Consider the following 26,032-nt stretch of genomic DNA (forward strand, 5'->3'; position numbering starts at 1 on the left):
GATCTGTGAAGTCCGCAGGCTGTTTTGATGAAGAGCGCGTTTCCTCACAACGAGCCCCGAGAGTGAGTAAATCGAACACAGGCTGCGTAAGTGCCCCGATTTGGCTGCCGTTTCAACTGCTCAGCGCGGTGCGCAGACGGTCGGGATCGGTGGTCGGAGCATCGCAGGTGAAGTTGCGGCAGACGTACGCGGCGGGTTCGCCCTGCTGCAGCGGCCGGTCAACAAGGAGCGGAAACTCGTCACTCTCCGGAGTGCCCACGGCCACGACCGCGCCCGGGGCCGTGCCCAGGAGCGCCGTACGGTGCAAAGTCCTCGTGCCCTCGTCCGTCAGGGACGGGCCGACCACCGCGACTTCCCGCGGTCCGTCGAGGTTGGCCTCGCCGACCGCCAGCCCCCAGCCGATGAAGCGGGGGACGCGCGGGCCGAGGGCCTTGACGACGCCCAGCGCCTTCACGGCCGCGGCACGATGGGGCTCCGCTCCGGTCTGCGCGGCGTAGCTCAGCAGGGCACCGGCCGCCGCGCTCCAGCCGGACGGGGCGGCGTTGTCAGTGGGGTCCTGAGGGCGGCGGATCAGCTGCTCGGCGTCGGCGGCGGTGTCGTAGAGGGCGCCGGACTCCGCGTCGGTGAAGCGCGCGAGCACGTGGTCGAGCAGGAACCCGGCGAAGTCCAGCCACACGCCCTCGCCGGTGACCGAGGCGAGCGCGAGGAAGCCCTCGGCGACGTCGCCGTAGTCCTCCAGCACACCCGCGTTGGCGCCGGCCTTGCCGTCCTTGCTGGTGCGGGAGAGGCGGGCGTGGTCGTCGAGGTGCAGCCGCACGAGGAGATCGGCGGCGGCGACGGCGGCGTCCACGAGGTCGGGGCGGTCGAAGTAGGCGCCGGTCTCGGCGAGGGCTGCGACGGCGAGGCCGTTCCAGGCGGCGACGATCTTGTCGTCCCGGCCGGGGGCGGGGCGCTCGGCCCGCGCGGCGAGCAGCCGCTCCTTCACGGAGGCGATCTTCTCGGCATCGAACACCTCGTCCTGCTGCGGAAGCTGGAGGACGGAGGAACCGTGCTCGAAGGTGCCCTCTTCCGTCACACCGAAGTACCGGGCGGCGAGTTCGGCGTCGTCGTCGCCGAGGGCCGCCCGCAGTTGTTCCGGGGTCCAGACGTAGTAGACACCCTCGACGTGCTTGCCGGTCCCGTCGTCGCTGTCGGCGTCGAGCGCGGAGGCGAACCCGCCCTCGTTGGTGCGCAGTTCACGCACCATGAAGTCGGCGGTCTCCAGGGCGACCCGGCGGGCGAGCTCGGAGCCGGTGGCGCGCCAGAGGTGGGCGTAGACGCGGCACAGCAGGGCGTTGTCGTACAGCATCTTCTCGAAGTGCGGCACGACCCAGTCCCGGTCGACGGAGTACCGCGCGAAGCCGCCGCCGAGCTGGTCGTAGATCCCGCCCCGTGCCATCCGCTCGCAGGTGTCCTGGGCCATCTGCAATGCACCGTCGGCCCCCGTCCGCGCGTGGTGCCGCAGCAGGAACTCGACCACCATGGACGGCGGGAACTTGGGCGCGCCCCCGAACCCGCCGCGCTGCGGGTCGTACTCCCGCGTCAGCCCGAGCAGCGCCTGCGCCAGCTCCTGCTCGCCGGGTGCCTCCGTCCCGCCGTAGGAGATCTCCCGCTCGGCGAGATCCCGGGTGATCTTCCCCGCGACGTCGGCGACCTCGTCCCGCCGGTCCGCCCAGGCACTGCGCACCCCCTCCAGAACCTGCCGGAAGGACGGCATCCCCTGCCGGGGAGCGGGCGGGAAGTAGGTGCCGAAGTAGAAGGGCTCGGCGTCGGGCGTGAGGAACACCGTCATGGGCCAGCCGCCGTGCCCGGTGGCGGCCTGGACGGCCTCCATGTAGACGGCGTCCACGTCGGGACGTTCTTCTCGGTCGACCTTGATGTTGACGTAGTGGGCGTTGAGGTAGTCGGCGGTCTCCTGGTCCTCGAACGACTCGTGAGCCATCACATGGCACCAGTGACAGCTGCTATAGCCGACGCTGAGCAGCACGGGCACGTTCCGCTTCCGCGCCTCCTCGAAGGCCTCGCCGGACCAGGGCCACCAGTCGACGGGGTTGTCGGCGTGCTGAAGGAGATACGGGGACGTCTCGTGCGCCAGTCGGTTCGGCATGGGGTCCATCCTGCCGCAGTACCCCGCCCGTCATGCGGCAGGCGTCTACCAGACGGTGACCTCGGGCTTTCCTGTCCCCTGAATAGGCGCGGCGGATGACGTCCCGCGCCGGCTCCCTTCGACGTCGGGTCTTGTCGCTGCTGTCGTCAGACGACCCACCAGGCCCAGCGGGGCGGCTGGGGCCCCTGCGAGGGCGGCGGCTCCGGCGGGCCGTACGGCTGCCCCGGCGGCGGACTGCGCCAATTCACCGACCCCACAGGGTGATCGAAGTCCGCTCGCCCCCTCGCCCCGATGCGCGGTGGGCAGCACACTTGACCAAGAACGCCGTTGCTGCCGGAGGGGGACGTGACATGCGGGACAGCCATCGGACGGAGGCCGAGCGGCTGTTGGCTCGGGCCGTGGAGGAGCAGGTGCGGCGCTCGGGCGGGCGCGTCGAGGGGCAGGTGCTGCTGTCGCGGGCGCGCGGGGCGCTGGACGCCATGGCGCAGGTCGCGGCCGAGGAGTACGAGGCGTATACGCGCGCGCTGGACGAGGCGGAGGCCGGCCGGCTGACGTTCGGGCAGCGGTTCGCGCGGGAGGGCGGCGGTACACCGCTGATGGTGGCGGGTGTCGCGGCGGTCGCGGCCGCCGTGTCCGACCTGGCGCTCGGCACCGGCACGGTGACGGCCGTCGGCGCGGGCGTGACCGTGGGCGTCGTCGGCGCGGCGGCGACGGTCGTGAAGGTGGCCGGCACGCATCTGCCCGCCGCACACCAGCGCGCGGGCGCCGTCGGCCAGCCCGGCGGCCCGGAACAGCTGCGGCTGCAGTGGCTGACCGCGCTGGAGGTACGGGGCATCCGCCCGTTCCTCGACCAGCAGCGGGTGCTGAGCGCGTCCACCGGCCCGAAGAAGTCGGCGCCGCGGCTGAAGGGCACGGACAAGAGCGCGGCGGCCCGCGGCCGGAACGTACTGGAGCAGTCGTTCGGTCAACTCCCCGAGCCGATGGGCCCGTTCGCGGGCCGCAGGCAGGAGATGGCCCGTATCCGGCAGTGGGTGCAGGCGGCGCGGGCGAGTACGGAGACGAAGCCGACGGTGGTCGTCCTGCACGGGGCGCCCGGCAGCGGCCGTACGGCACTGGCGATCCGCGCGGCCCACGATCTGAAGGACCAGTTCCGCGGGGCGTGCGTGGTGGATCTGCGCGGTGACACGACGGAGGAGCCGCCACTGTCGACGCGCGACGCGCTGCTGCATCTGCTGAACCGTTTGGGCGCCCCGCGCGAGCAGCTTCTCTTCCGTGAGCGATCCTCGGCGGACCAGCAGGTCAAGCGGCTGAGCGAGCTCTACCACCAGCACCTGACCGGCCTCCCGGTCGCCGTCGTCCTGGACGACGCCTCGGACCCCGAGCAGGTCCGCACCCTCGTCCCCGAGCGCTCCGACAGCCTGGTCCTGGTCACCGCGCGGGAGGTTCTCGACCTGCCCGCGGATCTCGCGGCGTGGGTGCACCAGCTGCCGGTCGAGTCGTTGGACGCGGCGGGCGCGGAGGAGCTGCTGTCCGCTGCGGCGCAGGATTCCTCGGGCCCCTACGACGCCGAGTCCGCCGACCTGATCGGGCAGTTGTGCGGCGGGCTGCCGCTCGCGCTGCGCATCGCGGGCTCGTCGCTGGGGCCGCGCTCACCGCGCACGCTGGCGACCGATCTGGGCGCGTACGGCCCGGTGGAGCCGATCGAGCGGGTGCTGTGGCTGCGCTACACCGACCAGCCGGAGCCGGCCAGACGGCTGCTGCGCAGGCTGGCCCTGGCGGGCCGGGCATCGCTGGGCGCGGCAGCGGCGGCATCGCTCCTGGCCACGGACGAGGCGGAGGCGACACGCCACTTGGTGGCCCTGTCCGAGTCGGGCCTGCTCGACCACGTCCGCGGCAACCGCTACCGCCTGCACGACCTGGTCCGCGACTTCGCCCACGCCCGCCTTCTCGACGAGGAGGAGCCGTCGGAGCGTACGGCGGCGCAGGAGCGGCTGATCGTGAACTACGCCGACCTCGCGGAGTCCGTCCTGCGCCTGGTCGACGGCAACATGTCGACCCGCTCGGACCGATTCAGCCCGCACGGCTTCACCTCGCTGGACGACGCGCTGCGCTGGCTGGACGACGAGTCGAGCTTCATCACGGCGGCCCTCAGGCACGCGGAGGACGCGAACCAGGCGGCCGTGCTCAATCTGCTGGGCGCCCTGTGCGACTACTGCCTGCTGCGGGGCGACCTCTACCGCCTCGGCGAGATCAGCGAGCTGGCCCAGGCCGTGGACCAGGGCCTGCTGGTCCGCTCGGTGCAGTGGCGTACCGGGATCGCGGCCCGTCAGCTCGGTGAGCTGGACAAGGCCCGCACGACGCTGACCTCGGTGGTCGACCTCTATATGCAGGCCCACCACGACGCGGGTGCGGCCCGCGCCCTGTGCTCCCTCGGCATCACCCTGCACCACCAGGGCCACCTCACCGAAGCGGCGGCCAAACTACGCGAGGCCCTGGACCTGCAGTCGGCGCCGCAGCTGGCAACCGACCGCGCCTGGACGATGCACGCGCTGGCGGCGGTCGAACGGGACCGGGGGCGCCTGTCGGAGGCCCTGGACCTGCTCACCGATTCCCTGGTCCTGCACCGCGCCGGCGAGTCGGTGCACGGCGAGGCGTGGGCCCACTTCCAGCTCGGCCAGCTGGGCCTGCGCATGGGCGACGTACCGCGCGCGGAGTCCGAGCTGCGCCAGGCCCTCGATCTGTACGGCCGTACGCGCGACGCCCGCGGGGAGGCCTGGGCGCTGACCCAGCTGGCCCGCGCCCGCCTGGTCGCCGGGGATCCCTCCCAGGCGGTGGACGGACTGCGCCAGGCGGCGTCCCGGCATCGCGACAACGAGGACGTGCGCGGCGAGGCCTGGTCCGTCTACTACCTGGGCCAGGCCCTGCAGGAGACGGGCAACCTGGATGTCGCGGTACGCGAGCTGGAACGCTCCCGCACGATGTTCTCGCGCATGCAGGACGTCTACGGCCTTGCCTGCGCCCGGCATCATTCGGCCCGTGCGACCCGGGACCAGCGGGCCGCCCAGACCGGCTCGCTGAAGAACTCCGGCTTCGCCCGCCAGCTCCTGGTGGACGCCCGCGCCAACTTCCAGCGCATCGGGGTCGCCCACGGGGAGGCGTGGACATGCCTGGAGCTGGCGGTGGTGGATGCGGGGAACACCCGTACGCAGCAGGCGCTGGCCCTGTGCGACGACGCGGTGGGCCTGTTCGCCTCGTACGGCGACCGGCGGGGCGAGGACTGGGCCCGCTTCCTGCGCTGCACGCTCCTGCCGTATGCGGCTCCCGGCGGTGTGGAGGTCGGCGCGGCCGTGGCGCAGGAGGAACTGGCCCAGCTGACCCGCAGCGGCCACCCCCTCCGGGACGCGAAGCTGGACGGCTACCTGGAGGCGTACCAGCTCCTGCTGGAGCGCGGCGTGAACCTGGAGGCGGGATGGCAGGCATGGCGGCTCGGCATGGTGCCGAACCGCCATGCCCGGGAGGTCATGGGGGTGGCGGTCGCAGCCGGGCAGTGACTCGCGGGCCAGCCCGACACTGACTCGGGCGCCGCGGGTCCGCCGGGCTCGGGCGCCGCGGGTCCGCCGGGCTCGGGTGCCACGGGTCCGCCGGCCCGGCGGTACGGCCCCTCAGCAGCCGGGCCCGCCGGCCCTGAAAGGCGGCGTCAGCCCTGCCGCGGCTTGGCCGGGTCGGTGGCCTCGGCGTCCTCGACGGAGCCGTCCGTCTTCGGAGCCGGGGACTCCGCGAAGTCGACCTTGCTCATGTGGCGGTTCATCGACTTCATCAGGGCCCACACCGCCAGTGCCATCACCGCGAAGACGATGAAGCCGAGGACGCCGGGGGTCACCTTGTCCTCGTCCACCTCCTTGGCGAGGGTGGCGAGCTGTGTCATTGCCAGGCTTGCGCTTGCGCTCATGTCAGGCATTGTCGCGGATGCCCGCAAACAGGTCGTCCTCGGGGAGGGAAGTATCGGCGAGGGACTTCGCCAGCTCGTACTCCTCGGTCGGCCAGACCTCCCGCTGGAGCTCCAGCGGAATCCGGAACCAGCCGCCGTCGGGGTCGATCTGGGTGGCGTGCGCGATCAGGGCCTTGTCGCGGATCTCATAGAAGTCGCCGCACGGGACATGCGTGGTGAGCGTGCGGTCCTTCATACCGAACTCGTCCCAGCGCTTGAGCCAGTCCCCGTAGGGGGACTCCAGGCCGCGGTCGAGCATGGCATGGTGCAGCGCCTCGGTGCGGGGACGGTTGAAGCCCTGGTTGTAGTAGAGCTTCTGAGGCTGGTACGCCGGTCCGTACTCCCCCTCCGGGTACTTCTCGGTGTCCGCCGCGCCCTCGAAAGCCACCATCGAGATCTTGTGGGTCATGATGTGGTCGGGGTGCGGGTAGCCGCCGTTCTCGTCGTAGGTGGTGATCACCTGGGGACGGAAGGAGCGGATCTGCTTCACCAGCTCACCGGCCGCCTTGTCGACGTCCTCCAGCGCGAAGCAGCCGTCGGGGAGCGGGGGCAGCGGGTCGCCCTCGGGCAGGCCGGAGTCGATGAAGCCGAGCCACTCCTGCTTGATCCCGAGGATCTCGCGGGCCTCGTCCATCTCCTTCTTGCGTACCTCGTGGATGTGCTCCTCGATGTACTTGTCGCCCTGGAGCTTCGGATTGAGGATGGAGCCGCGCTCCCCGCCCGTGCAGGTCACGACCAGCACGTCCACCCCCTCGGACACGTACTTCGCCATGGTGGCCGCGCCCTTGCTCGACTCGTCGTCGGGGTGGGCGTGCACGGCCATCAGTCGCAGCTGGTCAGTCAAGACTCAATCCTCATAAGTCGGCGCCCGGCGTGAACCGGTGCGATCGGCGGCTTCTATAGTGACCGAATCGGGGGGCGGATAATTCCGGGGTACGGCCCTGAGAACCCCTTTCGGGACATCCGTCCCGCCCCGGCCGAGAGGACGATCATGAGTACGGCGAGCACGCGGCGGCCCGAGAGCCGCTACGGCCGCTCCTCGGACGAGCGCGCCGACCGCACGCTCAAGGTCGTCGGCGCCGTCCTCGGGGCGGTGCTGCTGGCGGTGATCGGCTACTTCGGCTATCACTACGTCGGCCAGAACAAGATCAGCGCCGAGGTGATCGAGTTCGACGCCGGGAAGAACGCGGTGAAGGTGCATCTGGAGGTCCGCAAGGACGCCGGCGCCTCCGGCTACTGCACGCTGCGCTCCCAGGCGGAGAGCGGCGCCGAGGTGGGCCGGGCCGACTTCCGCTTCGACGGCGACGCGACCCGGATCGACAAGGTCGTCACGCTCCGTACGACGTCCCAGGGAACGACGGCCGAGCTGCTCGGCTGCCACGCCGACTGACCGGGCCGACTGACCGGGCCGACCGACCGGGCCGTCCGGAACTGACCGGCCCTGACCGAGACCGACCACCTTTGTCCGGAATACGTGTGCGCTGACCTGCGTTGACGTGATTCTGATGGCTTATGTCCTCCCCCTTCGGCCGTTGAATTGTTAGGCTCGTGGTTTCGCCCATCCATGAAGGAACATCCTTCTGGGTAGGGCGATGCTTTGTATTCCCAGTACCTACGAGGAGCACCTGTGACCCAGACCAGCGAGAACGTCACCTGGCTGACCCAGGAGGCGTACAACCAGCTCAAGGCCGAGCTGGAGCACCTGTCTGGTCCTGCGCGCACGGAGATCGCCGCCAAGATCGCGGCCGCGCGCGAGGAGGGCGACCTGCGCGAGAACGGCGGGTACCACGCGGCCAAGGAGGAGCAGGGCAAGCAGGAGCTCCGTGTGCGCCAGCTGACCCAGCTCCTGGAGAACGCCAAGGTCGGCGAGGCGCCGGCGTCGGCGGAGGGCGAGGTGGCGCCCGGCATGGTCGTGACGATCGCCTTCGACGGTGACGAGGACGACACGATGACCTTCCTGCTCGCCTCGCGCGAGTACGCGAGCTCGGCCATCGAGACGTACTCCCCGCAGTCCCCGCTGGGTTCCGGCGTGATCGGCCACAAGGTCGGCGAGGGCGCGGAGTACGAGCTGCCGAACGGCAAGAGGGCCTCGGTGAAGATCCTGAAGGCCGAGCCCTACAGCGGCTGACCCGGGCCGTGCGGCGGCTGCCCCCGGCCTGCATCCCCTTTGACGAGCCCCCGGCGCCCACCGGCGCCGGGGGCTTCGTCATGCCGTCGCCGAGCGGTACTTCCGAACCGCCAGGGTGCGGAAGACGACGATGATCAGGACCGAGTAGATCAGCGAGGCCCACACCGGATGCTGCATGGGCCAGGCGTCCGACGGTGAGACTCCCGGGTTGGCGAAGAGCTCGCGGCAGGCCTGGACCGTGGCACTGAAGGGGTTCCAGTCGGCGACGTGCCGCAGCCACGGGGTCATGTGGCTGGTGTCCACGAACGCGTTCGAGATGAACGTGACCGGGAAGAGCCAGATCAGTCCACTGGACGTGGCCGCCTCGGGCGTACGGACGGACATGCCGATCAGGGCGCCGATCCAGGTGAACGCATAGCCGAGCAGGAGCAGCAGTCCGAAGGCCGCCAGCACCCGGCCGGCGTTGGTGCTGCCGTCCGACCCGACGCGCCAGCCGACCAGCAGGGCGACCACCGCCAGGACGACCAGGGTCAGGGCGGTCTGGACGAGGTCGGCGAAGGTACGACCGGTGAGCACCGCCCCTCTCGCCGTGGGCAGGGAGCGGAAGCGGTCGATGAGCCCCTTGTGCATGTCGTCGGCGATGCCCGCGCCGGAGCTGGCGGTGGCGAAGGTGACGGTCTGCGCGAAGATGCCCGCCATCAGGAAGTTCTTGTAGTCGACGGCGCTGGTGCTGCTGCCGATCTGCATGGATCCGCCGCTTGCTCGCCCGTCGAGGCGAGGTTGCAACTCGGGGCGCCACCCGCTTCACCGACCCCACGGCACTCGCAGACGTGCTTGCACTCCCCCGCCACCTGGGAAGCAGTGAACTTCGGATCAACGGCACCCGTCACCAGCATCCGCGGCAGCACGTACGAGGGCGGCACAGGAACCGCTCGATAGGGCCTCAGAGCCTCCAGAGCGGCTTGGTACTCCTCAGAATCGAACCAGTGATGGACGCACCGATACAGCGACGCATAGACCCGTCCACCGATCCGCTCGCATCCGCTGTCACTCGTTCCACGGCTTCCCCGTCCGTAGCTTCTCCAACATCACGTCGAACGCACCGCGCACGTCCTTCCACTGCCGGGTCCCCGACAGGATGTCCTTGACCTTGTCCCACATCTCGCCCGTCAGCTGAGCCGGGACCGGGACATCGTTCTCTCGGTGCCACTCCGTGATGGGGTCAACCAGACCCTTGTGTCGGGGGATCCCCTTGTCCATGACCTGGACCTGAACGTCGAGCAGCTCCAGAAGATCCAACTTCTGGTCCAGGGTGAAGCTCTCCGCCGACACGTCGATGCCGTCCACCGCGTGGAGAAGTTCCCTCGCTCGCTCTTCCTGAGCCTCCGCATCGCCCAACCAGTCAGCGACGCGGCTGCGCTCCTGAAGCAGCTCCTCTTCTTGCTGCCTCAGCTCCGCCTTCAGCTCCTCGATCAGGGCAGCGTCGTCTTCCCCGTCCTCGGCGGAAGCCAGAAGCAAAGCGATCTTGCGCTTACGGCTCCCCCGCTTCTTCTCAAGCTGCTCGTCCAGTTCCACCAGTCGGCGCCGGTAGGAAGAAGCCCTTGCCGGAACGGTGCCCAGCCACTTGGCAATCAGCCCATGCAGCGTCGTCCTGTCTTCCAACAGGCCCTCGATCTCAGACCAGACAGCCGCGTCGACATCCTCAACCGGCAACTCCCAGCAATCCTCATGGTTCTGGGACGCTCCCCCTTCTACGCGACCTCCCATACAGCGGTAGTAGCGGCCGGTGGCGGTGCTGCCGCCGGTCCGGTGCGCCCCACACACGCTGACGAGGCGGTTGGACAGCAGGTATCGCGAGTGCTTGCCCTTGGTGCGCTTGCCCCGGTTGATGGCGGCACGCAGTTGCACGATGCGCGCCTCAGACAGCGGCCTCGGAACGTCGATTCGGAAGCTCGTCGTGATCGGATCGCCGTCCTCATTCTCGCCCGCGAATACGAACTCCACGTAGCCGCGAAGGCAGGCCTCGATGCGCCGGCCGAGATTGCCTCCGACCCACGGCTTCCCATTGCGCTGGGTGTAACCGAGGGCGTTGAGGTGACGGGCTACGTCCTCCTGTGTCACAGCCAGGTCCCGTCCCGCAAGGCCACCGAGCGGGATGAGGCGAGGATTGCCGCGTGGAAGGACGAGCGGTGGCCCGTCATAAAAGGACGGCGGCGGACCTGGGCGCCTGGCTCTGTTTCGAGGACGAAGCCGGCCAGGGCCTGAGGCCGCCGAAGGGCCGAACCTGGGGGCGCCGAGGTCACACACACCCATCGTGCGGGTTACCGCCGCAGGCACCAAACGCGTCTCCATGGCGGCGCTGATCTGCACCAGGCCCGGCCACCGGCCGCGGCTGATCTACCGCATCCACCTCGACCGCGGCCCCGCCAAAGGCCGGCGCAAGGGTTTCACCGAGACCCACTACGCCCGTCTGTTCGACGCCGCGCACCAGCAGCTCGGCGGCCCCATCGTCCTGGTCTGGGACAACATGAACACACACGTCAGCCGCACCATGCGGCAGCTGATCGACGCCCGGTTATGGCTGACCGTCTACCAGCTTCCGCCGTACGCTCCAGAGTTCAATCCGGTCGAGGGTGTGTGGGCGCACCTGAAGAGGCCGCTGGCCAACCTCACCAAACACAGCCTCGACCAGCTCACCACGTTGGTGAAGACGCGGCTGAAGCGGATGCAGTACCGGCCCCGCCTCATCGAGGGACTCGTCGCCAAAACCGGGCTCCAACCTCCAACCTCCACAACCCCGGCCGTTAAAGATCTCCAGGAACTAGGAGGCCACCAGGTCGCGGTCCACCGTGATGGTGTCGCGATCCAAAGCGGGCAATCCCAGGTGGTCACAGATCCGAACCCGCCCTGGTCCGTGAGGTCCAGGGCGGGTTGGCGTGGCCCTTGAGAGGTGTCGGATGGGGCCACAGTGGTGAGCGATGCTGCCGGTGCCGGCTTACGCGCGGTGGAGTTTCCAGTCGCCGACGTTCTGGGCCCGGTTGTAGTAGGCGTTGGTGCACACGTCGTACTTGCCGCCGGCGGGTCCGCCTCCGTTCGTCTCCAGGAAGCCGCCGTTGTCACCGTAGGTGTTCCACAAGTGGATCACGTCTCCGGGCCGGACATGCTGGTCACCGGGGCTGGACGCCTGGGCGAAAAGGCGCCAGCGGCCGGTACCGGGGGCGCGGTCCTTGTCTTTGGACGTCAGGACGTTGAACTTGCCGCCGCCGTTCTTCTGGTCGGCGGTCGCGCCCCCGTTGGTGTCGAGGTAGCCGCCGTCACCGCCATAGAGGTTCCGCAGGTAGACCAGGTCCCCGCTGACCACGTTGGCACCAACGGCTTTGCCAGTGGCGGAGAGGATCTGCCAGGTTCCGGTGCCTTCCCCACGCGTGGGCGAGTCGGCCGTCGACACCCCGTACTTCGCCCCGCCGTCGCTGCTGTGGCCGTTGGTGTCCAGGTACCCGCCCGCCCAGCTGTTGTAGCCGTTCTGCAGGTGGACCTGGTCGCCGAACTTCAGCTCGTTCGCCATGCTTCTCCCTTGGTCAACGGAAGGCATGCGGACGGCTCCCGCCCCGATGGCCAGGTCATCCCCCCGCAGCCATCCGAGTGTCACTGTCCTGCGGCAGGCCCTGACCTGCTCCGGATGCCAAACCGCCCGTGAGGGGGCACTGGAAGCGCGACCGCGGTTCACAAGCACCAGGGGCGCACGGAACCGCGGCATCGTCTGTCCCGAGGCGATTCCGACGAATCTCGCCGCAGCCGACTGAAGAGCCCCCAGCTGCCGCTCGGCCGCCCGTCCATCGACGCCTAACCGGTTTCACGTCCCCTTTGCACAGGATTAGGTTATGAAGTGCGGCATGATTTGATTTGCCGCGCGCCCACTCGCCGATGAGCTCAGCCACATCCAACCGCCGTAACCCGCACCGTTAAAGATCTCTAGCTCACGCGTCTGCTGCCGATGCGAGCGAGAGTCAGAAGGTGCCGTACCCGTCCGTGACGTCGAGCGGGTCAGCGGTCCCGGCTTTACGCTCTTCGCCTGCCCTGACTGCGTTCACCTCGTGCCACCAGGGCCGCTCATGATCGACGTCCTGCTTTACGTCGGAACGCGACGCTGAACCAGCAAGCAACGAGCCCCGCGCGGTACCTGCCGCGCGGGGCACCCTGCTGATTTCGTGCTCTCGCGTGACGTCCCAGCCAGCAGCAGGTCGGCCGGGTCGTCCGGCGGGGCCGGAGCTGATGATGATGACCTGGCGTATGCCGTCTCCGACCGAGTCCGGACTCACGCCTTCTACTGGGCGTCGATCTCTGCGATCAGGGCCTCGATGCGCTTGTGGATCTCGTCGCGGATGGGGCGGACGGCCTCGACGCCCTTGCCAGCCGGGTCTTCCAGGGCCCAGTCGAGGTACTTCTTGCCGGGGAAGATCGGGCAGGCGTCCCCGCAGCCCATGGTGATGACGTAGTCGGACGCCTGGACGGCCTCGGTGGTGAGGATCTTCGGCTCGGCCGCGGAGATGTCGATGCCGACCTCGTTCATGGCCTCGACGGCGGCTGGGTTGACCCGGTCGCCGGGGATGGAGCCGGCGGAGCGGACCTCGATCCGGTCGCCCGCGAGGTGGCTGAGGAATCCGGCGGCCATCTGGGAGCGCCCGGCGTTGTGGACGCAGACGAACAGCACGGAGGCGAGCGGGCTGGAGGACATCGGTTCTTCCTTCGTCAGTGCATCAAGCAGGTTGTGCAGGGGGATGGGTTCAGGTGCTCGGCAGGGAGGCGAGGAGTTCGGTGATGTGAGCGTCGATCTCGTCGCGGATGCCGCGGACGACGGCGATCGGGGCGCCCTCGGGGTCGGTGACGGGCCAGTCCAGGTAACGGCGGCCTGGGAGCACGGGGCAGGCGTCGCCGCAGCCCATCGTGATGACGATGTCGGCCGCCTGCACGACCTCGTCGGTCAGCGGCTTGGGGAACGCGTCCGCAAGGTTCACACCGGCCTCAATGAGTGCCTGGGCGACGACCGGTTCGACCTCGGCCGCAGGGTCTGTGCCGGCGGAGGAGGCGACCACGTGTCCGCCCGCTCGGTGGGCGAGGAGAGCGGCGGCCATCTGGGAGCGGCCGGCGTTGTGGCTGCATACGAACAGCACTCGTGGCAGGCCGCACCCCGGTGCGCCCTCGATGTGGGCGAGGGCGTTCAGACGCTCGGTTGCCAGGTGCTCGGCCAGCACCACCAGGTGAGTACGGACCCGGGCGTGCTCGGCCAGCCGCTCGTAGGAGTCGATGACCAGGCGCTGGATCGTCTCAGCGGAGAAGCGTCCGCGGTAGTGCAGGGCGAGGCGGGCTATGCCGGACGCAAGGCGGTCGTCGGGCAGGACGGGGGGCGAGGATGCGGTCATGGGAACCCCCTTCGGGGCATTGGTCCCACGGGCGTGGGGATACGGGTCCCAAAGATCAGCCCAGGCTGGTATCAGCCCGGAGTGATGTGAGATTATCAGTCCATGCTGACGTCAGTCGACACTGATCTGTTGCGGGTTCTCGCGGACCCGCTCCGCCTTCGGATCGTCACCCTGCTCGCCAAGGAGACGCTCTGCACCACGCACCTGATCGAGGAGACGGGGGCCAGACAGACCAACCTCTCCAACCACCTGAAGGTGCTGCGCGAGGCCGGGGTCGTGGAGACCGAGCCATGCGGCCGGTTCACCTACTACCGGCTCAAGCCCGACGTCATCACCTCCCTCGCGGGCCAGTTCGCCGACCTGGCGGAGACCGCGCGCACCACCGCCGAGAACAACGTCAAGCGGTCCTGCCCCTGATCCCCGCCCCTACGGCGACCCTGCACCGAGGAGCCCAGTTGACCGCCACCGAAGCTGCCGAGCACGACAGAGCCGAGGAATCCCCGATAGCCCCCGACGCGGTCGGGACCGACCCGCAGCCCGGCCCAGGCGCCACCCCGCCCCAGACACCGCCGCTGCTCGCCAGGGCCGCGGCCGAACTGGTCGGCACCGCGGCACTCGTGGCGGTGGTGGTCGGCTCCGGCATCCAGGCCACCGAACTGACCAAGGACGTCGGCCTGCAGCTCCTGGCGAACTCCACGGCCACCGTCTTCGGCCTCGGGGTTCTGATCCTGCTGCTCGGCCCGGTGTCCGGGGCGCACTTCAACCCCGCCGTCACTCTCGCCGAGTGGTGGAACGCTCGCCGTGGCGGCCCCGGCGTGACATTGCGGGAGGCCGCAATCTACGTCCCCACGCAGATCGCCGGCGCCATCGCGGGCGCGATCCTGGCCGACGCGATGTTCGGCGAACCGATGGTCAAGTGGTCCACCCACGACCGCTCGGCCGGACACCTGCTCCTTGGTGAGATCGTCGCGACGGCCGGACTGATCCTGGTGATCTTCGGCCTGGCCCGCACCGACCGCCTCCGCTACGCCCCCGTCGCGGTCGCCTCCTACATCGGCGCCGCGTACTGGTTCACTTCGTCCACGTCCTTCGCCAACCCGGCCGTGACGATTGGCCGCGCCTTCACCGACACCTTCGCCGGCATCGCCCCGGCGTCGGTGGCGGGCTTCATCGGCATGCAACTCATCGGCGCCGTGGTCGGCTTGGCCCTGGTGGCCCTCATCTTCATGCCCGGCCAGAAAGCCGCCGACTGACTCGGATGACCGATCGAGGCAGACGGGGTTGCATCCGGTACTCAGGTACAGGTTTACCGTCGAATTCGAGGCCGCTTCCGCCGGATGTGGCGTTGATCGATTGAGGGTGCCGTGATGGAACCTTGGGTGCCGGATGCATGCACGTTGCCGACCGCCGGGCAGCCCTTGCGCGTGGCGGAGTTCGACTCGTTGTTCGTTGACGCGCTGCTCGATGTGGACCGACAGGAGCCTGGCCGCCTACGGCTGGTACTGGACGGAACGGCGGAGGAACGGGCCCGCGATCTCGCGCAGCGAGAGACCGCCTGCTGCTCGTTCTTTACCTTCGACTTCCACGGCGAGGCCGGACGGCTGCTGATGGACATCAGTGCGCCAACAGAGCACGCCCCGGTGGTAGAGGCGCTCGCGGCACGTGCCGAGACCGCTCGGACCGGGTCATGAGCGCGCAGGAACTGAGCAGCGGGCAGGTCGCCGTAGCCGCTGGGGTGAACCCGCAGACGCTGCGCTACTACGAGCGGCGCGGGCTGCTGCCCGAGCCGCACCGGTCCAACGGCGGACACCGCATGTATCCGCCGGACGCGGTGACCACCCTGCGCGTGATCAAGGCTGCGCAGCGGCTCGGCTTCACCCTCGACGAGGTCGCCGATCTTCTGGAAGCGGGCGCGCATCGGCACGGCCGCAGCGAAGCCGGTCTCCAGCAGCGCGCCCGGCGCAAGATCGACGAGATCGACGCGAAGATCGCCGATCTGAACGTCATCCGCGCCTCGCTCACCGAAGCCGTAGCCGCGGGCTGCGACGACCTGACTGTCTGTGCGACCAGCCCGTCCTGTCCACTACCGTTCGCCGAACTCGCCGCGGGGGAACGCCATGGCGGATCCTGCTGCTGACCTTCACCGCACCGCGCGGGCACCCCGGGCCTTGGGCGCCCTGGCCGGGCTAGCCTGCGCGGCTTGCTGTCTGCTGCCCGCGCTGATCGCAGCTGAGGTACTGGGCGGCGCCGCCGCGGTGGTCGGCGGGCTTCCCGCCCTCGCCCTGGCACTCGCCGTCGCGGCAGCCGGGACGTGGTGGCTGGGCCGACGCCGGGCCCGGGCAGGCTGCTCCTGCTCCCGTCCGGGCACAGATTCCGCGTGCGGGTGCGCCGGCAAGGCAGCACCGGCTGTCAGCGGGCACCGGTGACCTGCGTAAAGTCCGGCCCATGTCCGTTGCGCCTTCCGTCGCCCTATTCGTTGTCGCCGCACTGTTCGAAATCGGTGGTGCGTGGCTGATCTGGCAGGGCGTCCGCGAGAACAAGGGCTGGATCTGGGCCGGCGCGGGTGTCATCGCGCTCGGCTTGTACGGGTTCGTCGCCACCTTGCAGCACGACGAGAATTTCGGCCGTGTTCTGGCCGCCTACGGTGGCATCTTCGTTGCCGGATCGATCGCCTGGGGCATGATCGCCGACGGGTACCGCCCCGATCGCTACGACATCATCGGAGCTCTCATCTGCCTCGTCGGCATGGCGGTACTGATGTACGCGCCGCGCGGCAATTGAGCCACCCCGATACGGCGAGCCTGGCGGCTCACGGCTATGGCGATCAGGCCGCGGTCGGCGCGGCCTTGATCAGCAGCTGCCCCATGGCCGCGAGGACTGTCGGCTCGACTCGGTAGTAGACCCAGGTGCCCCGCCGCTCGGAGGTGAGCAGCCCGGCTTCCTTGAGCTTCTTCAGGTGGTGGGAGACGGTCGGCTGGGAGACGCCGACGTCGGAGATGTCACACACGCATGCCTCCCCGCCCTCGTGAGAGGCCACAGCCGAGAAAAGCCGAAGCCGCACCGGGTCGCCGAGCGCCTTGAACATCCGCGCGGCCGTCTCGGCCTCCTCCGCGGTGAAGGGGCGCTCTGTGACCGGTGGGCAGCACGGCGCCACAGCCTCGCCGGGGGCGGGTTCCAGCAGCGGCAGCACCTTCGTATTCGACATGCATCTATGTTGACACATGTCGAACTAATGATGCGAGGGTCGGACAGTCTCAGATCCTGAGAGGTGGCGTGCCCCGAGCGCCACTACGCCTACCCCGTTTCCAACTGATCTCCAGATTCGATGAATGTCTATGTTGACGTCTGTCGATACAGGTGCAATGCTGGCACCGACAGGATATCGACGAATGTCGAAACAAAGGGGAATCTCGTGAACGCGCTCACCACCGACAAACTGCCCGTCGTGGTCATCGGCGCCGGTCCCATCGGCCTGGCTGCCGGTACACATCTCGTCGAGCGCGGCATCGAACCCCTGGTCCTGGAGACTGGCCCGACGGCTGGCAGCACTGTGCGCGAGTGGTCGCACGTTCGGCTGTTCTCGACCTGGGGCGAGCTCATCGACCCGGCCGCGGAGAAACTCCTGGCCCCGACTGGCTGGGTCCGCCCCGACGCGTCCACCTACCCGACCGGCGGCGACTGGGCCGAGCGCTATCTCCAGCCGCTCGCCGACGTCCTCGGCGGCAAGGTCCGCTACGGCGCCACAGTGACCGGCGTCGCCCGTGCCGGCCGCGACCGCATCGTCGACTCCGGCCGCGACGAGCAGCCGTTCACCGTGCACATCCAGTCCGCCGACGGGGCCGAGGAGCGAATCACCGCCCGCGCAGTCATCGACGCCTCCGGCACCTGGTCCGCCCCGAGCCCGATGGGCGCCGACGGCCTGCCCGCCCTCGGCGAGAAGAAGACCGCCGACCGCATCACCTACCGCGTCCCCAACCTGAGTGACCCGGCCGTTCGCGCCCGATACACGGGCAAGCGAACCGCCGTCGTCGGCTCCGGCGCCTCCGCCTTCACCGCCCTCGCCCTCCTCGCCGACCTCGCGAAGGAGAACGACGGCACGCACGCGGTGTGGATTCTGCGCCGCGGAATCAGCGACAACACCTACGGCGGCGGCGAGGCCGACCAGCTCCCCGCCCGCGGAGCACTCGGCCTGCGCGCCAAGGCCGCCGTTGAGGCCGGCCATGCGAGCGCCGTCACCGGCTTCCGTTCACAGGCCGTGGAACGCGACGGCGATCAGCTTGTCCTTGTCGCGGAGGACGGCCGCCGACTCGATCCGGTCGACGAGGTCATCGTCCTCACCGGCTTCCGCCCCAACCTGTCTTTCCTCTCCGAGCTCCGCCTCGGCCTTGACGAGCGCCTCCAGGCTCCGACCGCACTCGCGCCGCTCATCGACCCCAACGTCCACTCCTGCGGCACGGTCTACCCACACGGCGTCAACGAGCTCTCCCACCCGGAACAGGGCGTCTACCTGGTCGGCATGAAGTCCTACGGCCGCGCCCCGACGTTCCTCGCCATGACCGGCTACGAGCAGGTCCGCTCCATCACCGCCTCCATCGCAGGCGACCAGGAGGCCGCCGAGCGCGTCGAACTCACCCTCCCGGAAACGGGCGTGTGCGGCGGCGCGGGCCTCTTCGACGAGCCGGAGAACGCCGAGGAGTCCGGCGGCGGATGCTGCGCCGCCCCCACCACCCTCCAGATCGGCGTCGGCGCCCCGGCATCCACCGGCGGCTGCTGACCTCATACCTACACAAGGAGGATCGACATGTCCCGTGTACAGCTGGCTCTGCGAGTCCCGGATCTCGACGCGTCCATCGCCTTCTACAGCCGACTCTTCGGCACCGAGCCCGCCAAACTCCGCGATGGCTACGCCAACTTCGCGATCACCGAGCCCCCGCTCAAGCTCGTCCTGATCGAAGGCACCCCGGACGAAGACACCCGCCTGGACCACCTCGGCGTCGAGGTGGAATCGACGGAAGCCGTTCACACCGCCACAGCCCGCCTGAGTGAGGCCGGCCTGGCGACGACCGAGGAGAACGACACCACCTGCTGCTACGCCCTCCAGGACAAAGTCTGGGTCCACGGCCCCGGCCAGGAACCCTGGGAGGTCTACGTCGTTAAGGCCGACGCCAACTCCCTTGCCAAACAACAGGGCAGCACCTGCTGCACCCCTGCCTCGGACAACACCGACTCGAAGGAACCGGTCACTGTGGGCGGCTGCTGCTGATCCGGCCGTCGACCCACCTTCACACCAGCGAGGCCGTGACCGGCACGGGGACCGGTCACGGCCTCGCGCCGCCCTTCTGTGCGGCCTAGCTGGGCGAACTCGCGCCCTCAGCTTGGGAAGCTGCGGGTATTTGAGGGCAGTTCGGGCGTTGACCTGGGCAGACGGACGGATCGCGGTCTCGTAGGGCTGGGCTGCTTTCACCGTGGTTCCCCGCTGTTTCCCGCTCGCATTGGTGCGCTTGTGGTGCGGCCCGTACGTCAGTCCTGGGGTCGCACCTCACGAGCCCCGTGGGGCAGAGAACGGCCAACAGACCCCAGACCGGTCGCCCTGGTTACGGCACTTCTCCATTTCACAGCACAGCCAGTTTCCGGTCCTTTGTGGCGTCTTGACTCGCAAGGAACATCCCGTCCTTGCCCGCATGCAGGCAGCGCGCCGCCGGGCGCGGCCAGCCGGGGCGCAGACGGGAGGCAGGCCGCGCCGCAGAAGCGGCGCGCGCCCGCGCCGTGCACGGGCCTTGATCAAGTACAGAGGGTTGTAACTCGGCTGCGTTGAGGGCTCCACAGCACCAGCTCACGAACTCACATGCCACTCGGAGAACTTCGCGACGCCGATGGCGCAGACGACGGTACGGCCGCCCAACGCCTCATACGCGCAAACAAGAAGGCCCCTCCTCGTGGAGGAGCCTTCCTTGCGGGTCGTTCTCCCTGCCCAGAGCGGCATACACACCAGCCGCAATCGAGCCGATCTTGACGAACAGGATCGGAAACCGTCAGCCGGTCGCCCGGCGGTACTTCCGGACCGCGAGCGTGCGGAAGAGCAGGATGATCACGACCGACCAGATCAGCGAGGCCCACACGGGGTGCTGCATAGGCCAGGCGTCGGATGCCTGGAAGCCCGGGGGAAGGTTGCCGAACAGCTCGCGGCAGGCCTGCACGGTGGCGCTGAACGGGTTCCACTCCGCGATGTGCTGTAGGAAGGTGGGCATCTGGTTCGCGTCCACGAAGGCGTTCGAGATGAACGTCAGCGGAAACAGCCAGATCAGGCCGCCCGAGGTCGCTGCCTCAGGGGTGCGCACGGACAGTCCGATGAGGGCGCCGATCCACGAGAACGCGTAACCGAGAAGCAGGAGCAGCCCGAACCCGGCGAGTACCTTGCCGATGTTCTCGTGCGTGCGCCAGCCGACGATCACGGCGACGACCGCCAGGACGACGAGGGTGAGCGCCGTCTGCACCAGGTCGGCGAAGGTGCGCCCGGTCAGCACCGCACCACGTGCCATCGGCAGGGAGCGGAAGCGGTCGATGAGGCCCTTGTGCATGTCGTCGGCGATGCCCGCACCCGCACCCGCCGTAGCGAACGTGACGGTTTGGGCGAAGATGCCGGCCATCAAGAACTCGCGGTAAGCCTGGGTGGAGTTCGACGATCCAACCTGGATCGAGCCACCGAACACGTAGGTGAACAGCACTACGAACATGATTGGCTGGATCAGCCCAAAAATGATCATCTCGGGAATCCGGCCCATGCGGATCAAATTCCTACGGGCGATGACCGCGGAGTCGTTGATGGCGCTCACTTCACCTGCTCCTTCAAGGCGTGGCTCCGCCGGTCCCGGATGCGCAGCGAGATGGATCCTGGCGGGTACGTGGCCGGCGCGACCCGCACGGCGTCGAGAGCACTCATTTGGCGGCCTCCTTGCCGTTCTCGTCGTCCTTCATCTCGGCCACGTGTCCTGTCAGGGACAGGAAGACGTCGTCGAGGGTCGGGCGGCGCAGTCCGATGTCGTCGATCTCGATGCCCCGGGTGTCGAGCTCGCGGATGACTTCGGCGAGGAGCTTGGCGCCGCCGGTCACGGGGACGGTGAGCTTGCGCATGTGCTCCTCGACCGTCGTGTCGCCCTTGCCGAAGCCGCGCAACACCTCGGAGGCGGTCTGGATCTCGTCGCGCTCGTGCACCACGAGTTCGACGCGCTCGCCGCCGGTGCGGGCCTTGAGCTGGTCGGAGGTGCCGGTGGCGATGACATGGCCGTGGTCGACGACCGCGATCTCGTGTGCGAGGTGGTCGGCCTCTTCGAGGTACTGGGTGGTCAGCAGCAGTGTCGTACCGCCCGAGACCAGGCGCTTTATGACCTCCCAGAGCATCTGGCGGTTGCGTGGGTCGAGTCCGGTCGTCGGCTCGTCCATGAACATCACGGGCGGCGAGACCACCAGGGCGGCCGCCAGGTCGAGGCGGCGCCGCATGCCGCCGGAGTAGGTCTTCGTGGGACGGTCGGCTGCGTCGGCGAGGCCGAACTGCTCCAGCAGCTCGCCCGCGCGGGCCTTCGCCGCCTTTGCCCTCATCTGGTAGAGCTGGCCGACCATCTGCAGGTTCTCGCGGCCGGTGAGGTACTCGTCCACCGCCGCGAACTGTCCGGACAGACCGATGGAACGGCGCACGGCGTCGGGGTCCTTGAGGACGTCGATGCCCGCGACGACCGCCGAGCCACTGTCGGGGCGCAGCAGGGTCGTCAGACAGCGGACGGCCGTCGTCTTGCCCGCGCCGTTCGGCCCGAGCAGGCCCAGGACCGTGCCCTCGGGAACATCGAGGTCGACGCCGTCCAGAGCCCTTACGTCACCGAAGGTCTTCACCAGGCCTTCGGCATAGATGGCGCCTGGCATATGAATCTCCACGTGTTCGGGGAAACTTCGGAAAGCCTAGGTTTTCGCACTGTTCGTTCCGCGCCATACTCGGCGCTGTGCCGTATCTACGAGACACACCATAACGCGATGTATCGCGTCTCTCAATGGAGTTACCCGAACGAGTGACAAAGTGACTCCGACCTGCGTTTTCGCCCGCCGGGGCCTCGACCGACGACCGCTCGCGTCTCAGCCGATGACCGTGTAGCCCGCCTCGCGCAGGGCCTGGCCGACCTCGACGCAGTGCGTCCGGCCCTTCGTCTCCAGGTGCAGCTCGACCTCCGCCTCCGTGAGCCCGAGCCGTGGGTCGGTCCGTACGTGGCTCACATCGAGGACGTTAGCGTCCACCACTGACAACACACCCAAGAGCGTGGCGAGCGCGCCCGGCCGGTCCGTCAGCCGCAGCCGTACGGCGAGGTAGCGGCCCTGCGCGGCCATGCCGTGTCGCAGGACGCGCTGCAGCAGCACCGGGTCGACGTTGCCGCCGGACAGCACCGCGACGACCGGGCCCTCGAAGGCGCCGGGGTCGCTCAGCAGCGCCGCGACGGGGCTCGCGCCGGCCGGCTCGACGACCAGCTTGGCGCGCTCCAGGCACAGCAGCAGGGCGGCGGCGAGCTCGTCCTCGCTGACCGTGCGGACCTCGTCCACCAGGTCGCCGATGATCCGGAACGGCACGTCACCGGGCCTGCCGACCTTGATCCCGTCCGCCATCGTCACCGGGTTGTCGACGGCGACGGGGTGCCCGGCCGCCAGCGAGGGCGGGTAGGCCGCCGCGCCGGCCGCCTGCACGCCCACGATCCGCACGTCGGGCCGCAGCGACTTCACCGCCATCGCGATGCCCGCCGCGAGCCCGCCCCCGCCGATGCCGACGACGATCGTCCGCACCTCCGGGCACTGCTCGAGGATCTCCAGGCCGACCGTGCCCTGGCCCGCGATGATGTCGGGGTGGTCGAAGGGGTGGATGAACACCGCGCCCGTCTCGGCGGCGTACTCCTGTGCCGCGGCGAGCGTCTCGTCGACCACCTGGCCGTGCAGGCGCACCTCGGCGCCGTAGTCCTTGGTGGCGCTGATCTTGGGCAGCGGGGCGCCCTTCGGCATGAACACCGTCGAGCGCACGCCGAGCAGCGACGACGCGAGGGCGACACCCTGCGCGTGGTTGCCGGCGCTCGCGGCCACGACCCCCGCCGCCCGCTCCTCCGGGAGCAGCCCGGCGATCCGGACGTAGCCGCCGCGCAGCTTGAACGATCCCGTTCGCTGGAGGTTCTCGCATTTGAGGTGTACCGGCGCGCCCACCAGCTGGGACAGGTGCCTGCTGCCCTCCATCGCCGTCACGCGCGCCACGCCGGACAGCATCTTCTGGGCCCCGCGCACGTCGTCGAGAGTGACGGGAGGCAAGGAGTCAGCCGCGCTGTAGCTCATGACCCAAGTCTCGCAGTTCACAGGCGCAAGGCCCTGGTGTGACCAAGCACCGAGATGGGTTTGCGCAGCGCCGGTACACCCCGCGTCCGGGCCGCGTACCCTGTCCCCCAACCCAGCACCCCCTTCATGAAGTGAGCCCCCGGCCATGCCCACAACACCTGAAATGTCGATGGACATGACGACCGTCGCTGACAGCGGTCTCCTCGACACGCTGCAGCACGAGGTGGCGGTGTTCGCCCGTCGTGCCGAACAGACCCGGCTCGGTGGGGTCGGACAGGTGCGCAACTCCATGGACCGCGCCGCATACCTGCTGCTCAACCGCCTCGACAAGGAAGGCCCCATGGGCGTCAAGGCGCTCGCCGCGAGCATGGGGATCGACTCGTCGACGGTGACCCGGCAGGTGGCGCCGCTCGTCGACACCGGGCTCGTCAAGCGCACCTCGCACCCCGAGGACGGGCGCGCGGTGGTGCTCCAGCTGTCCCCGCGCGGGCAGTCGCGGCTGGAGGAAGTGCGGTCGTCCCGGCGTCAGCTGATGGCCGAACTGACGCAGGACTGGGCCCCGGAGGAGCGTGTGGCGTTCTGCACCCTCCTGACTCGCTTCAACACCGCGCTCTCCTCACGGATGGCGGCGCAGGGAATCTCGGGCACGGACGCGCCCGCGGCCTCCTGAGGCCCGATTCGGCGCCGCGGCGACGCCCCTCGCCGCGCGGAATCCGCCTCCCGCACGCGCGCGTACTCGTGTGATCCGCTCCCGGCTCTTGACCCCGGGCCGTCACTGGCCTCATATGAAACCGGGTCCTGTCGTGTGCGGCCGAAACGCGTCACGCGCGGGCCGGGGTCCGGTTCCTCAGGGTCGGTCAGGCAGGAGGGGCGGTGGGACGACGGCGAGTGGTCCAGGACGCCCGCCGGGACCGCGAGTTCGCGGCGTTCGTCGCGGGCGCGGCAGGGCGGCTGCTGCATGCCGCCACGCTGCTCACCGCTGAGCCGCCGGCCGACAACCCGCGCGCGCGGCGCCTGCTGACGCTGTCCCTGGCGCACACGTACGCGTGCTGGGACCGACTGCGCGGCGAGGACCCGTACGACCGCGCCCGCCAGTACCTGGCCACCCGCTTCTCCCGGGCCGTCTGGCACCAGTACGGCCTTCTCGGCGCCCTCGGCCGGTCCCGCCCGCACCCCGAAAGCCCGCTCGCCCGGCTGGCCCCCCAGGAACGCCTGATCCTGGTCCTGCGGCTGTACGAGGGCGTCGCCGAGGAGCAGGCGGCGGCCCTGCTCGGGCTGCCCAGGGAGCGCGTCCACGCGATCTGCGACCGGGCGACCGCGACCCTGCTGCATCCTCCGCGCGAGCCCGCACCGGCCGTGCTGGGCCCGAAGGTGGTGTCGCCATGAATCGCGCCGAACGGGAAGCGGCCGCACGGCGGATCATGGAGCGCACGCCGCCGCCGGTGCCGCCGGAGCTACACGCGGAGGCCGTGCGGCGCGGCGGCCGCATGCTGCGCCGCAGGAACGCCGCCGTGCTGCTGATGTGGCTGGTGCTGTTCGCCGCGACGATGGCGTTCGTGGTGTGGGCGCTGACGGCCCGCCCCTGGGTGGAGCCGCCGTCGGAGACGACTCCACCGCTGACGGGCTGGTGACCCCTTCCTGCGGTCCCCAGCCCTTTCCTGCGGCCCTGGGCTAGCCGAGCGCCTGCTGGAGGTCCTCCAGGAGGTCCTCGACGTTCTCGATGCCCACGGAGAGGCGGACGAGGTCGGCGGGGACCTCGAGGGCGGAGCCGGCCACGGACGCGTGGGTCATGCGGCCGGGGTGCTCGATGAGGGACTCGACGCCGCCCAGGGACTCGCCGAGCGTGAACACCTTGGCGCGGTTGCAGACCTCGACGGCTGCCTCCTCGCCGCCGGTGACCCGGAAGGAGACCATGCCGCCGAAGGCCTTCATCTGCTTGGCGGCGACCTCGTGACCGGGGTGCTCGGGCAGGCCGGGGTACAGCACGCTCGTCACGCGCGCGTGCCGGGTCAGCATGTCGGTGATCTTCGTGGCGTTCTGGCTGTGCCGGTCCATGCGCACCGACAGCGTCTTGGTGCCGCGCAGCACCAGCCAGGAGTCGAAGGGCCCGGCGACCGCGCCCATCGCGTTCTGGTGGAAGGCCAGTTCGTCGCCCAGGTCCGAGTCGCCGACGATCAGCGCACCGCCGACGACGTCCGAGTGGCCGCCCATGTACTTGGTGAGGGAGTGCACCACTACGTCCGCGCCGAGGGACAGCGGCTGCTGCAGATACGGCGTGGCGAAGGTGTTGTCGACGACGAGCTTGGCGCCCGCGTCCCGGGCGATCTGGGCGACGGCCGCGATGTCGGTGATGCCGAGCAACGGGTTGGAGGGGGTCTCCACCCACACGATCTTGGTCTTGGGGGTGATGGCGGCCCGGACCGCGGACGGATCGCTGGTGTCGGCGACGGACCACTCCACGCCCCATCGCGCGACGACCTTCGCGAACAGCCGGAACGTGCCGCCGTACGCGTCATTGGGGATGACCACGTGGTCGCCGGGGCTGAGCAGCGTACGCAACAGGCAGTCCTCGGCCGCCAGTCCGGACGCGAACGCGAGGCCGCGGCGGCCGCCCTCCAGGGCCGCGAGGTTCTCCTCCAGGGCGGTCCTCGTCGGGTTGGCGCTACGGCTGTACTCATAGCCGCCGCGCAGGCCGCCGACGCCGTCCTGCTTGTAGGTCGAGACCTGGTAGATCGGCGGGACGACCGCGCCGGTGAGGGGGTCGGCGGTGTTCCCCGCATGGATCGCGAGAGTCTCGAAGTGCTGACTGATGTGCCTGTCGCTCATGGGCACCGAGCGTAATGCGCGAACGGGGCGGATGCCGTACGACGGGGATTCCTGCCCGGCTCGGCCTGCTCGGCCCGCTCACCACGGACCCGTTTTCCACAGGACGGGACGCCACGGAACTCGTTTTCCACAGGCTGCCCGACCTCGTTCGCCAATTGTCGGCGGCGTCTGGA

Annotated in this window: 26 protein-coding genes and 1 pseudogene; 14 read left to right on the plus strand and 13 right to left on the minus strand. The window is 69.5% G+C overall.

Going from position 1 to position 26,032, the window contains the following annotated elements:
• Positions 1-112 precede the first annotated feature (112 nt).
• The gene (locus OHO27_RS14830) at positions 113-2,146 is read right to left on the minus strand and encodes a thioredoxin domain-containing protein (RefSeq protein ID WP_328424057.1); all 2,034 of its coding nucleotides are present in this window, start codon (positions 2,144-2,146) and stop codon (positions 113-115) included.
• Positions 2,147-2,496: 350 nt separating this feature from the next.
• Between OHO27_RS14830 and OHO27_RS14835 the strand changes: the two genes are divergently transcribed.
• Complete coding sequence (locus tag OHO27_RS14835; protein WP_328424059.1) at positions 2,497-5,697, plus strand: tetratricopeptide repeat protein; 3,201 nt, start codon at positions 2,497-2,499, stop codon at positions 5,695-5,697.
• A gap of 146 nt (positions 5,698-5,843) precedes the next feature.
• Here OHO27_RS14835 and OHO27_RS14840 read toward each other — a convergent pair whose 3' ends face one another.
• Together OHO27_RS14840 and mca are read right to left on the minus strand one after the other, a co-directional pair.
• Positions 5,844-6,104 (minus strand): hypothetical protein, encoded by a 261-nt coding sequence (locus OHO27_RS14840; RefSeq protein ID WP_328424061.1) that lies wholly within the window; start codon positions 6,102-6,104, stop codon positions 5,844-5,846.
• The gene (mca, locus tag OHO27_RS14845) at positions 6,097-6,957 is read right to left on the minus strand and encodes a mycothiol conjugate amidase Mca (protein WP_328430435.1); all 861 of its coding nucleotides are present in this window, start codon (positions 6,955-6,957) and stop codon (positions 6,097-6,099) included. Before mca ends, OHO27_RS14840 begins: the two co-directional genes overlap by 8 nt.
• Positions 6,958-7,125: 168 nt before the next feature.
• Here mca and OHO27_RS14850 point away from each other — a divergent pair, with 168 nt between their 5' ends.
• Positions 7,126-7,524 (plus strand): DUF4307 domain-containing protein, encoded by a 399-nt coding sequence (locus tag OHO27_RS14850; protein WP_328424064.1) that lies wholly within the window; start codon positions 7,126-7,128, stop codon positions 7,522-7,524.
• A gap of 237 nt (positions 7,525-7,761) precedes the next feature.
• Positions 7,762-8,262, plus strand: a complete 501-nt coding sequence (gene greA / locus OHO27_RS14855) for a transcription elongation factor GreA (RefSeq protein ID WP_328424066.1) — start codon at positions 7,762-7,764, stop codon at positions 8,260-8,262.
• Between the two features lie 78 nt (positions 8,263-8,340).
• On the opposite strand, the gene OHO27_RS14860 is transcribed toward greA, so the two are convergent.
• Positions 8,341-9,009, minus strand: a complete 669-nt coding sequence (locus OHO27_RS14860) for an ABC transporter permease (protein WP_328424068.1) — start codon at positions 9,007-9,009, stop codon at positions 8,341-8,343.
• 300 nt (positions 9,010-9,309) lie between these two features.
• On the minus strand, positions 9,310-10,383 hold the full coding sequence (locus OHO27_RS14865; protein ID WP_328424070.1) for a zinc ribbon domain-containing protein: 1,074 nt from the start codon (positions 10,381-10,383) through the stop codon (positions 9,310-9,312).
• Here OHO27_RS14865 and OHO27_RS43130 point away from each other — a divergent pair.
• A pseudogene (locus OHO27_RS43130) lies at positions 10,348-11,047 on the plus strand (transposase); the annotation flags it as partial. The gene OHO27_RS14865 and the pseudogene OHO27_RS43130 overlap by 36 nt on opposite strands.
• Positions 11,048-11,257: 210 nt before the next feature.
• On the opposite strand, the gene OHO27_RS14875 reads toward OHO27_RS43130, so the two are convergent.
• From OHO27_RS14875 to OHO27_RS14885, 3 genes are all read right to left on the minus strand, one after another.
• Positions 11,258-11,827 (minus strand): hypothetical protein, encoded by a 570-nt coding sequence (locus tag OHO27_RS14875; protein WP_328424074.1) that lies wholly within the window; start codon positions 11,825-11,827, stop codon positions 11,258-11,260.
• A gap of 759 nt (positions 11,828-12,586) precedes the next feature.
• Positions 12,587-12,997, minus strand: coding sequence for an arsenate reductase ArsC (locus OHO27_RS14880; RefSeq protein ID WP_328424076.1), 411 nt, complete (start codon positions 12,995-12,997; stop codon positions 12,587-12,589).
• Between the two features lie 49 nt (positions 12,998-13,046).
• Positions 13,047-13,682, minus strand: a complete 636-nt coding sequence (locus OHO27_RS14885; RefSeq protein ID WP_328424078.1) for an arsenate-mycothiol transferase ArsC — start codon at positions 13,680-13,682, stop codon at positions 13,047-13,049.
• 102 nt (positions 13,683-13,784) lie between these two features.
• Between OHO27_RS14885 and OHO27_RS14890 the strand changes: the two genes are divergently transcribed.
• From OHO27_RS14890 to OHO27_RS14910, 5 genes are all read left to right on the plus strand, one after another.
• Positions 13,785-14,099 (plus strand): ArsR/SmtB family transcription factor, encoded by a 315-nt coding sequence (locus OHO27_RS14890; protein ID WP_328424080.1) that lies wholly within the window; start codon positions 13,785-13,787, stop codon positions 14,097-14,099.
• Between the two features lie 38 nt (positions 14,100-14,137).
• The gene (locus OHO27_RS14895; protein ID WP_443059546.1) at positions 14,138-14,935 is read left to right on the plus strand and encodes an aquaporin; all 798 of its coding nucleotides are present in this window, start codon (positions 14,138-14,140) and stop codon (positions 14,933-14,935) included.
• Between the two features lie 171 nt (positions 14,936-15,106).
• Positions 15,107-15,373 (plus strand): hypothetical protein, encoded by a 267-nt coding sequence (locus OHO27_RS14900; RefSeq protein WP_328424082.1) that lies wholly within the window; start codon positions 15,107-15,109, stop codon positions 15,371-15,373.
• Complete coding sequence (locus OHO27_RS14905) at positions 15,370-15,819, plus strand: MerR family transcriptional regulator (protein WP_328424084.1); 450 nt, start codon at positions 15,370-15,372, stop codon at positions 15,817-15,819. Before OHO27_RS14900 ends, OHO27_RS14905 begins: the two co-directional genes overlap by 4 nt.
• 308 nt (positions 15,820-16,127) lie before the next feature.
• Positions 16,128-16,463 (plus strand): YnfA family protein, encoded by a 336-nt coding sequence (locus OHO27_RS14910; protein ID WP_328424086.1) that lies wholly within the window; start codon positions 16,128-16,130, stop codon positions 16,461-16,463.
• A gap of 43 nt (positions 16,464-16,506) precedes the next feature.
• On the opposite strand, the gene OHO27_RS14915 is transcribed toward OHO27_RS14910, so the two are convergent.
• Complete coding sequence (locus OHO27_RS14915; RefSeq protein WP_328424088.1) at positions 16,507-16,887, minus strand: ArsR/SmtB family transcription factor; 381 nt, start codon at positions 16,885-16,887, stop codon at positions 16,507-16,509.
• 207 nt (positions 16,888-17,094) lie between these two features.
• On the opposite strand from OHO27_RS14915, the gene OHO27_RS14920 reads away from it, so the two are divergent.
• Both OHO27_RS14920 and OHO27_RS14925 read left to right on the plus strand, forming a co-directional pair.
• Positions 17,095-18,456 carry an NAD(P)-binding domain-containing protein gene (locus OHO27_RS14920; protein ID WP_328424090.1) on the plus strand — a complete coding sequence of 454 codons (1,362 nt, stop codon included), beginning with the start codon at positions 17,095-17,097 and terminating at the stop codon, positions 18,454-18,456.
• Positions 18,457-18,483: 27 nt separating this feature from the next.
• Complete coding sequence (locus OHO27_RS14925; protein ID WP_328424092.1) at positions 18,484-18,945, plus strand: ArsI/CadI family heavy metal resistance metalloenzyme; 462 nt, start codon at positions 18,484-18,486, stop codon at positions 18,943-18,945.
• A 769-nt stretch (positions 18,946-19,714) separates the two neighbouring features.
• On the opposite strand, the gene OHO27_RS14930 is transcribed toward OHO27_RS14925, so the two are convergent.
• The 3 genes from OHO27_RS14930 to ilvA form a co-directional block, all read right to left on the minus strand.
• On the minus strand, positions 19,715-20,515 hold the full coding sequence (locus tag OHO27_RS14930) for an ABC transporter permease (protein WP_328424094.1): 801 nt from the start codon (positions 20,513-20,515) through the stop codon (positions 19,715-19,717).
• Positions 20,516-20,618: 103 nt separating this feature from the next.
• Positions 20,619-21,596 (minus strand): ATP-binding cassette domain-containing protein, encoded by a 978-nt coding sequence (locus OHO27_RS14935; protein ID WP_328424096.1) that lies wholly within the window; start codon positions 21,594-21,596, stop codon positions 20,619-20,621.
• 207 nt (positions 21,597-21,803) lie between these two features.
• On the minus strand, positions 21,804-23,033 hold the full coding sequence (ilvA, locus tag OHO27_RS14940) for a threonine ammonia-lyase (protein WP_328424098.1): 1,230 nt from the start codon (positions 23,031-23,033) through the stop codon (positions 21,804-21,806).
• A gap of 163 nt (positions 23,034-23,196) precedes the next feature.
• Between ilvA and OHO27_RS14945 the strand changes: the two genes are divergently transcribed.
• From OHO27_RS14945 to OHO27_RS14955, 3 genes are all read left to right on the plus strand, one after another.
• The gene (locus tag OHO27_RS14945) at positions 23,197-23,703 is read left to right on the plus strand and encodes a MarR family winged helix-turn-helix transcriptional regulator (RefSeq protein WP_328430437.1); all 507 of its coding nucleotides are present in this window, start codon (positions 23,197-23,199) and stop codon (positions 23,701-23,703) included.
• Between the two features lie 203 nt (positions 23,704-23,906).
• Positions 23,907-24,419 (plus strand): sigma factor-like helix-turn-helix DNA-binding protein, encoded by a 513-nt coding sequence (locus OHO27_RS14950; RefSeq protein ID WP_328424100.1) that lies wholly within the window; start codon positions 23,907-23,909, stop codon positions 24,417-24,419.
• Positions 24,416-24,664, plus strand: coding sequence for a hypothetical protein (locus OHO27_RS14955; protein WP_328424102.1), 249 nt, complete (start codon positions 24,416-24,418; stop codon positions 24,662-24,664). The genes OHO27_RS14950 and OHO27_RS14955 overlap by 4 nt, the downstream gene beginning before the upstream one ends.
• 40 nt (positions 24,665-24,704) lie before the next feature.
• Here OHO27_RS14955 and OHO27_RS14960 read toward each other — a convergent pair whose 3' ends face one another.
• The gene (locus OHO27_RS14960) at positions 24,705-25,859 is read right to left on the minus strand and encodes a cystathionine gamma-synthase (RefSeq protein ID WP_328424104.1); all 1,155 of its coding nucleotides are present in this window, start codon (positions 25,857-25,859) and stop codon (positions 24,705-24,707) included.
• Between the last annotated feature and the right edge of the window lie 173 nt (positions 25,860-26,032).

Origin of the sequence: Streptomyces sp. NBC_00443 (assembly GCF_036014175.1) — a bacterium.
GTDB lineage: Bacteria > Actinomycetota > Actinomycetes > Streptomycetales > Streptomycetaceae > Streptomyces.

Coding starts and splice junctions, on each gene's coding strand:
- OHO27_RS14835 (WP_328424059.1), top strand. CDS start 2,497: ATGCGGGACAGCCATCGGACGGAGGCCGAGCGGCTGTTGGCTCGGGCC.
- OHO27_RS14915 (WP_328424088.1), bottom strand. CDS start 16,887: ATGTCGAATACGAAGGTGCTGCCGCTGCTGGAACCCGCCCCCGGCGAG.
- OHO27_RS14875 (WP_328424074.1), bottom strand. CDS start 11,827: ATGGCGAACGAGCTGAAGTTCGGCGACCAGGTCCACCTGCAGAACGGC.
- mca (WP_328430435.1), bottom strand. CDS start 6,957: ATGGCCGTGCACGCCCACCCCGACGACGAGTCGAGCAAGGGCGCGGCC.
- OHO27_RS14850 (WP_328424064.1), top strand. CDS start 7,126: ATGAGTACGGCGAGCACGCGGCGGCCCGAGAGCCGCTACGGCCGCTCC.
- OHO27_RS14905 (WP_328424084.1), top strand. CDS start 15,370: ATGAGCGCGCAGGAACTGAGCAGCGGGCAGGTCGCCGTAGCCGCTGGG.
- OHO27_RS14885 (WP_328424078.1), bottom strand. CDS start 13,682: ATGACCGCATCCTCGCCCCCCGTCCTGCCCGACGACCGCCTTGCGTCC.
- OHO27_RS14890 (WP_328424080.1), top strand. CDS start 13,785: ATGCTGACGTCAGTCGACACTGATCTGTTGCGGGTTCTCGCGGACCCG.
- OHO27_RS14830 (WP_328424057.1), bottom strand. CDS start 2,146: ATGCCGAACCGACTGGCGCACGAGACGTCCCCGTATCTCCTTCAGCAC.
- OHO27_RS14955 (WP_328424102.1), top strand. CDS start 24,416: ATGAATCGCGCCGAACGGGAAGCGGCCGCACGGCGGATCATGGAGCGC.
- OHO27_RS14840 (WP_328424061.1), bottom strand. CDS start 6,104: ATGCCTGACATGAGCGCAAGCGCAAGCCTGGCAATGACACAGCTCGCC.
- OHO27_RS14960 (WP_328424104.1), bottom strand. CDS start 25,859: ATGAGCGACAGGCACATCAGTCAGCACTTCGAGACTCTCGCGATCCAT.
- OHO27_RS14945 (WP_328430437.1), top strand. CDS start 23,197: ATGTCGATGGACATGACGACCGTCGCTGACAGCGGTCTCCTCGACACG.
- OHO27_RS14860 (WP_328424068.1), bottom strand. CDS start 9,009: ATGCAGATCGGCAGCAGCACCAGCGCCGTCGACTACAAGAACTTCCTG.
- ilvA (WP_328424098.1), bottom strand. CDS start 23,033: ATGAGCTACAGCGCGGCTGACTCCTTGCCTCCCGTCACTCTCGACGAC.
- OHO27_RS14910 (WP_328424086.1), top strand. CDS start 16,128: ATGTCCGTTGCGCCTTCCGTCGCCCTATTCGTTGTCGCCGCACTGTTC.
- OHO27_RS14925 (WP_328424092.1), top strand. CDS start 18,484: ATGTCCCGTGTACAGCTGGCTCTGCGAGTCCCGGATCTCGACGCGTCC.
- OHO27_RS14880 (WP_328424076.1), bottom strand. CDS start 12,997: ATGTCCTCCAGCCCGCTCGCCTCCGTGCTGTTCGTCTGCGTCCACAAC.
- OHO27_RS14935 (WP_328424096.1), bottom strand. CDS start 21,596: ATGCCAGGCGCCATCTATGCCGAAGGCCTGGTGAAGACCTTCGGTGAC.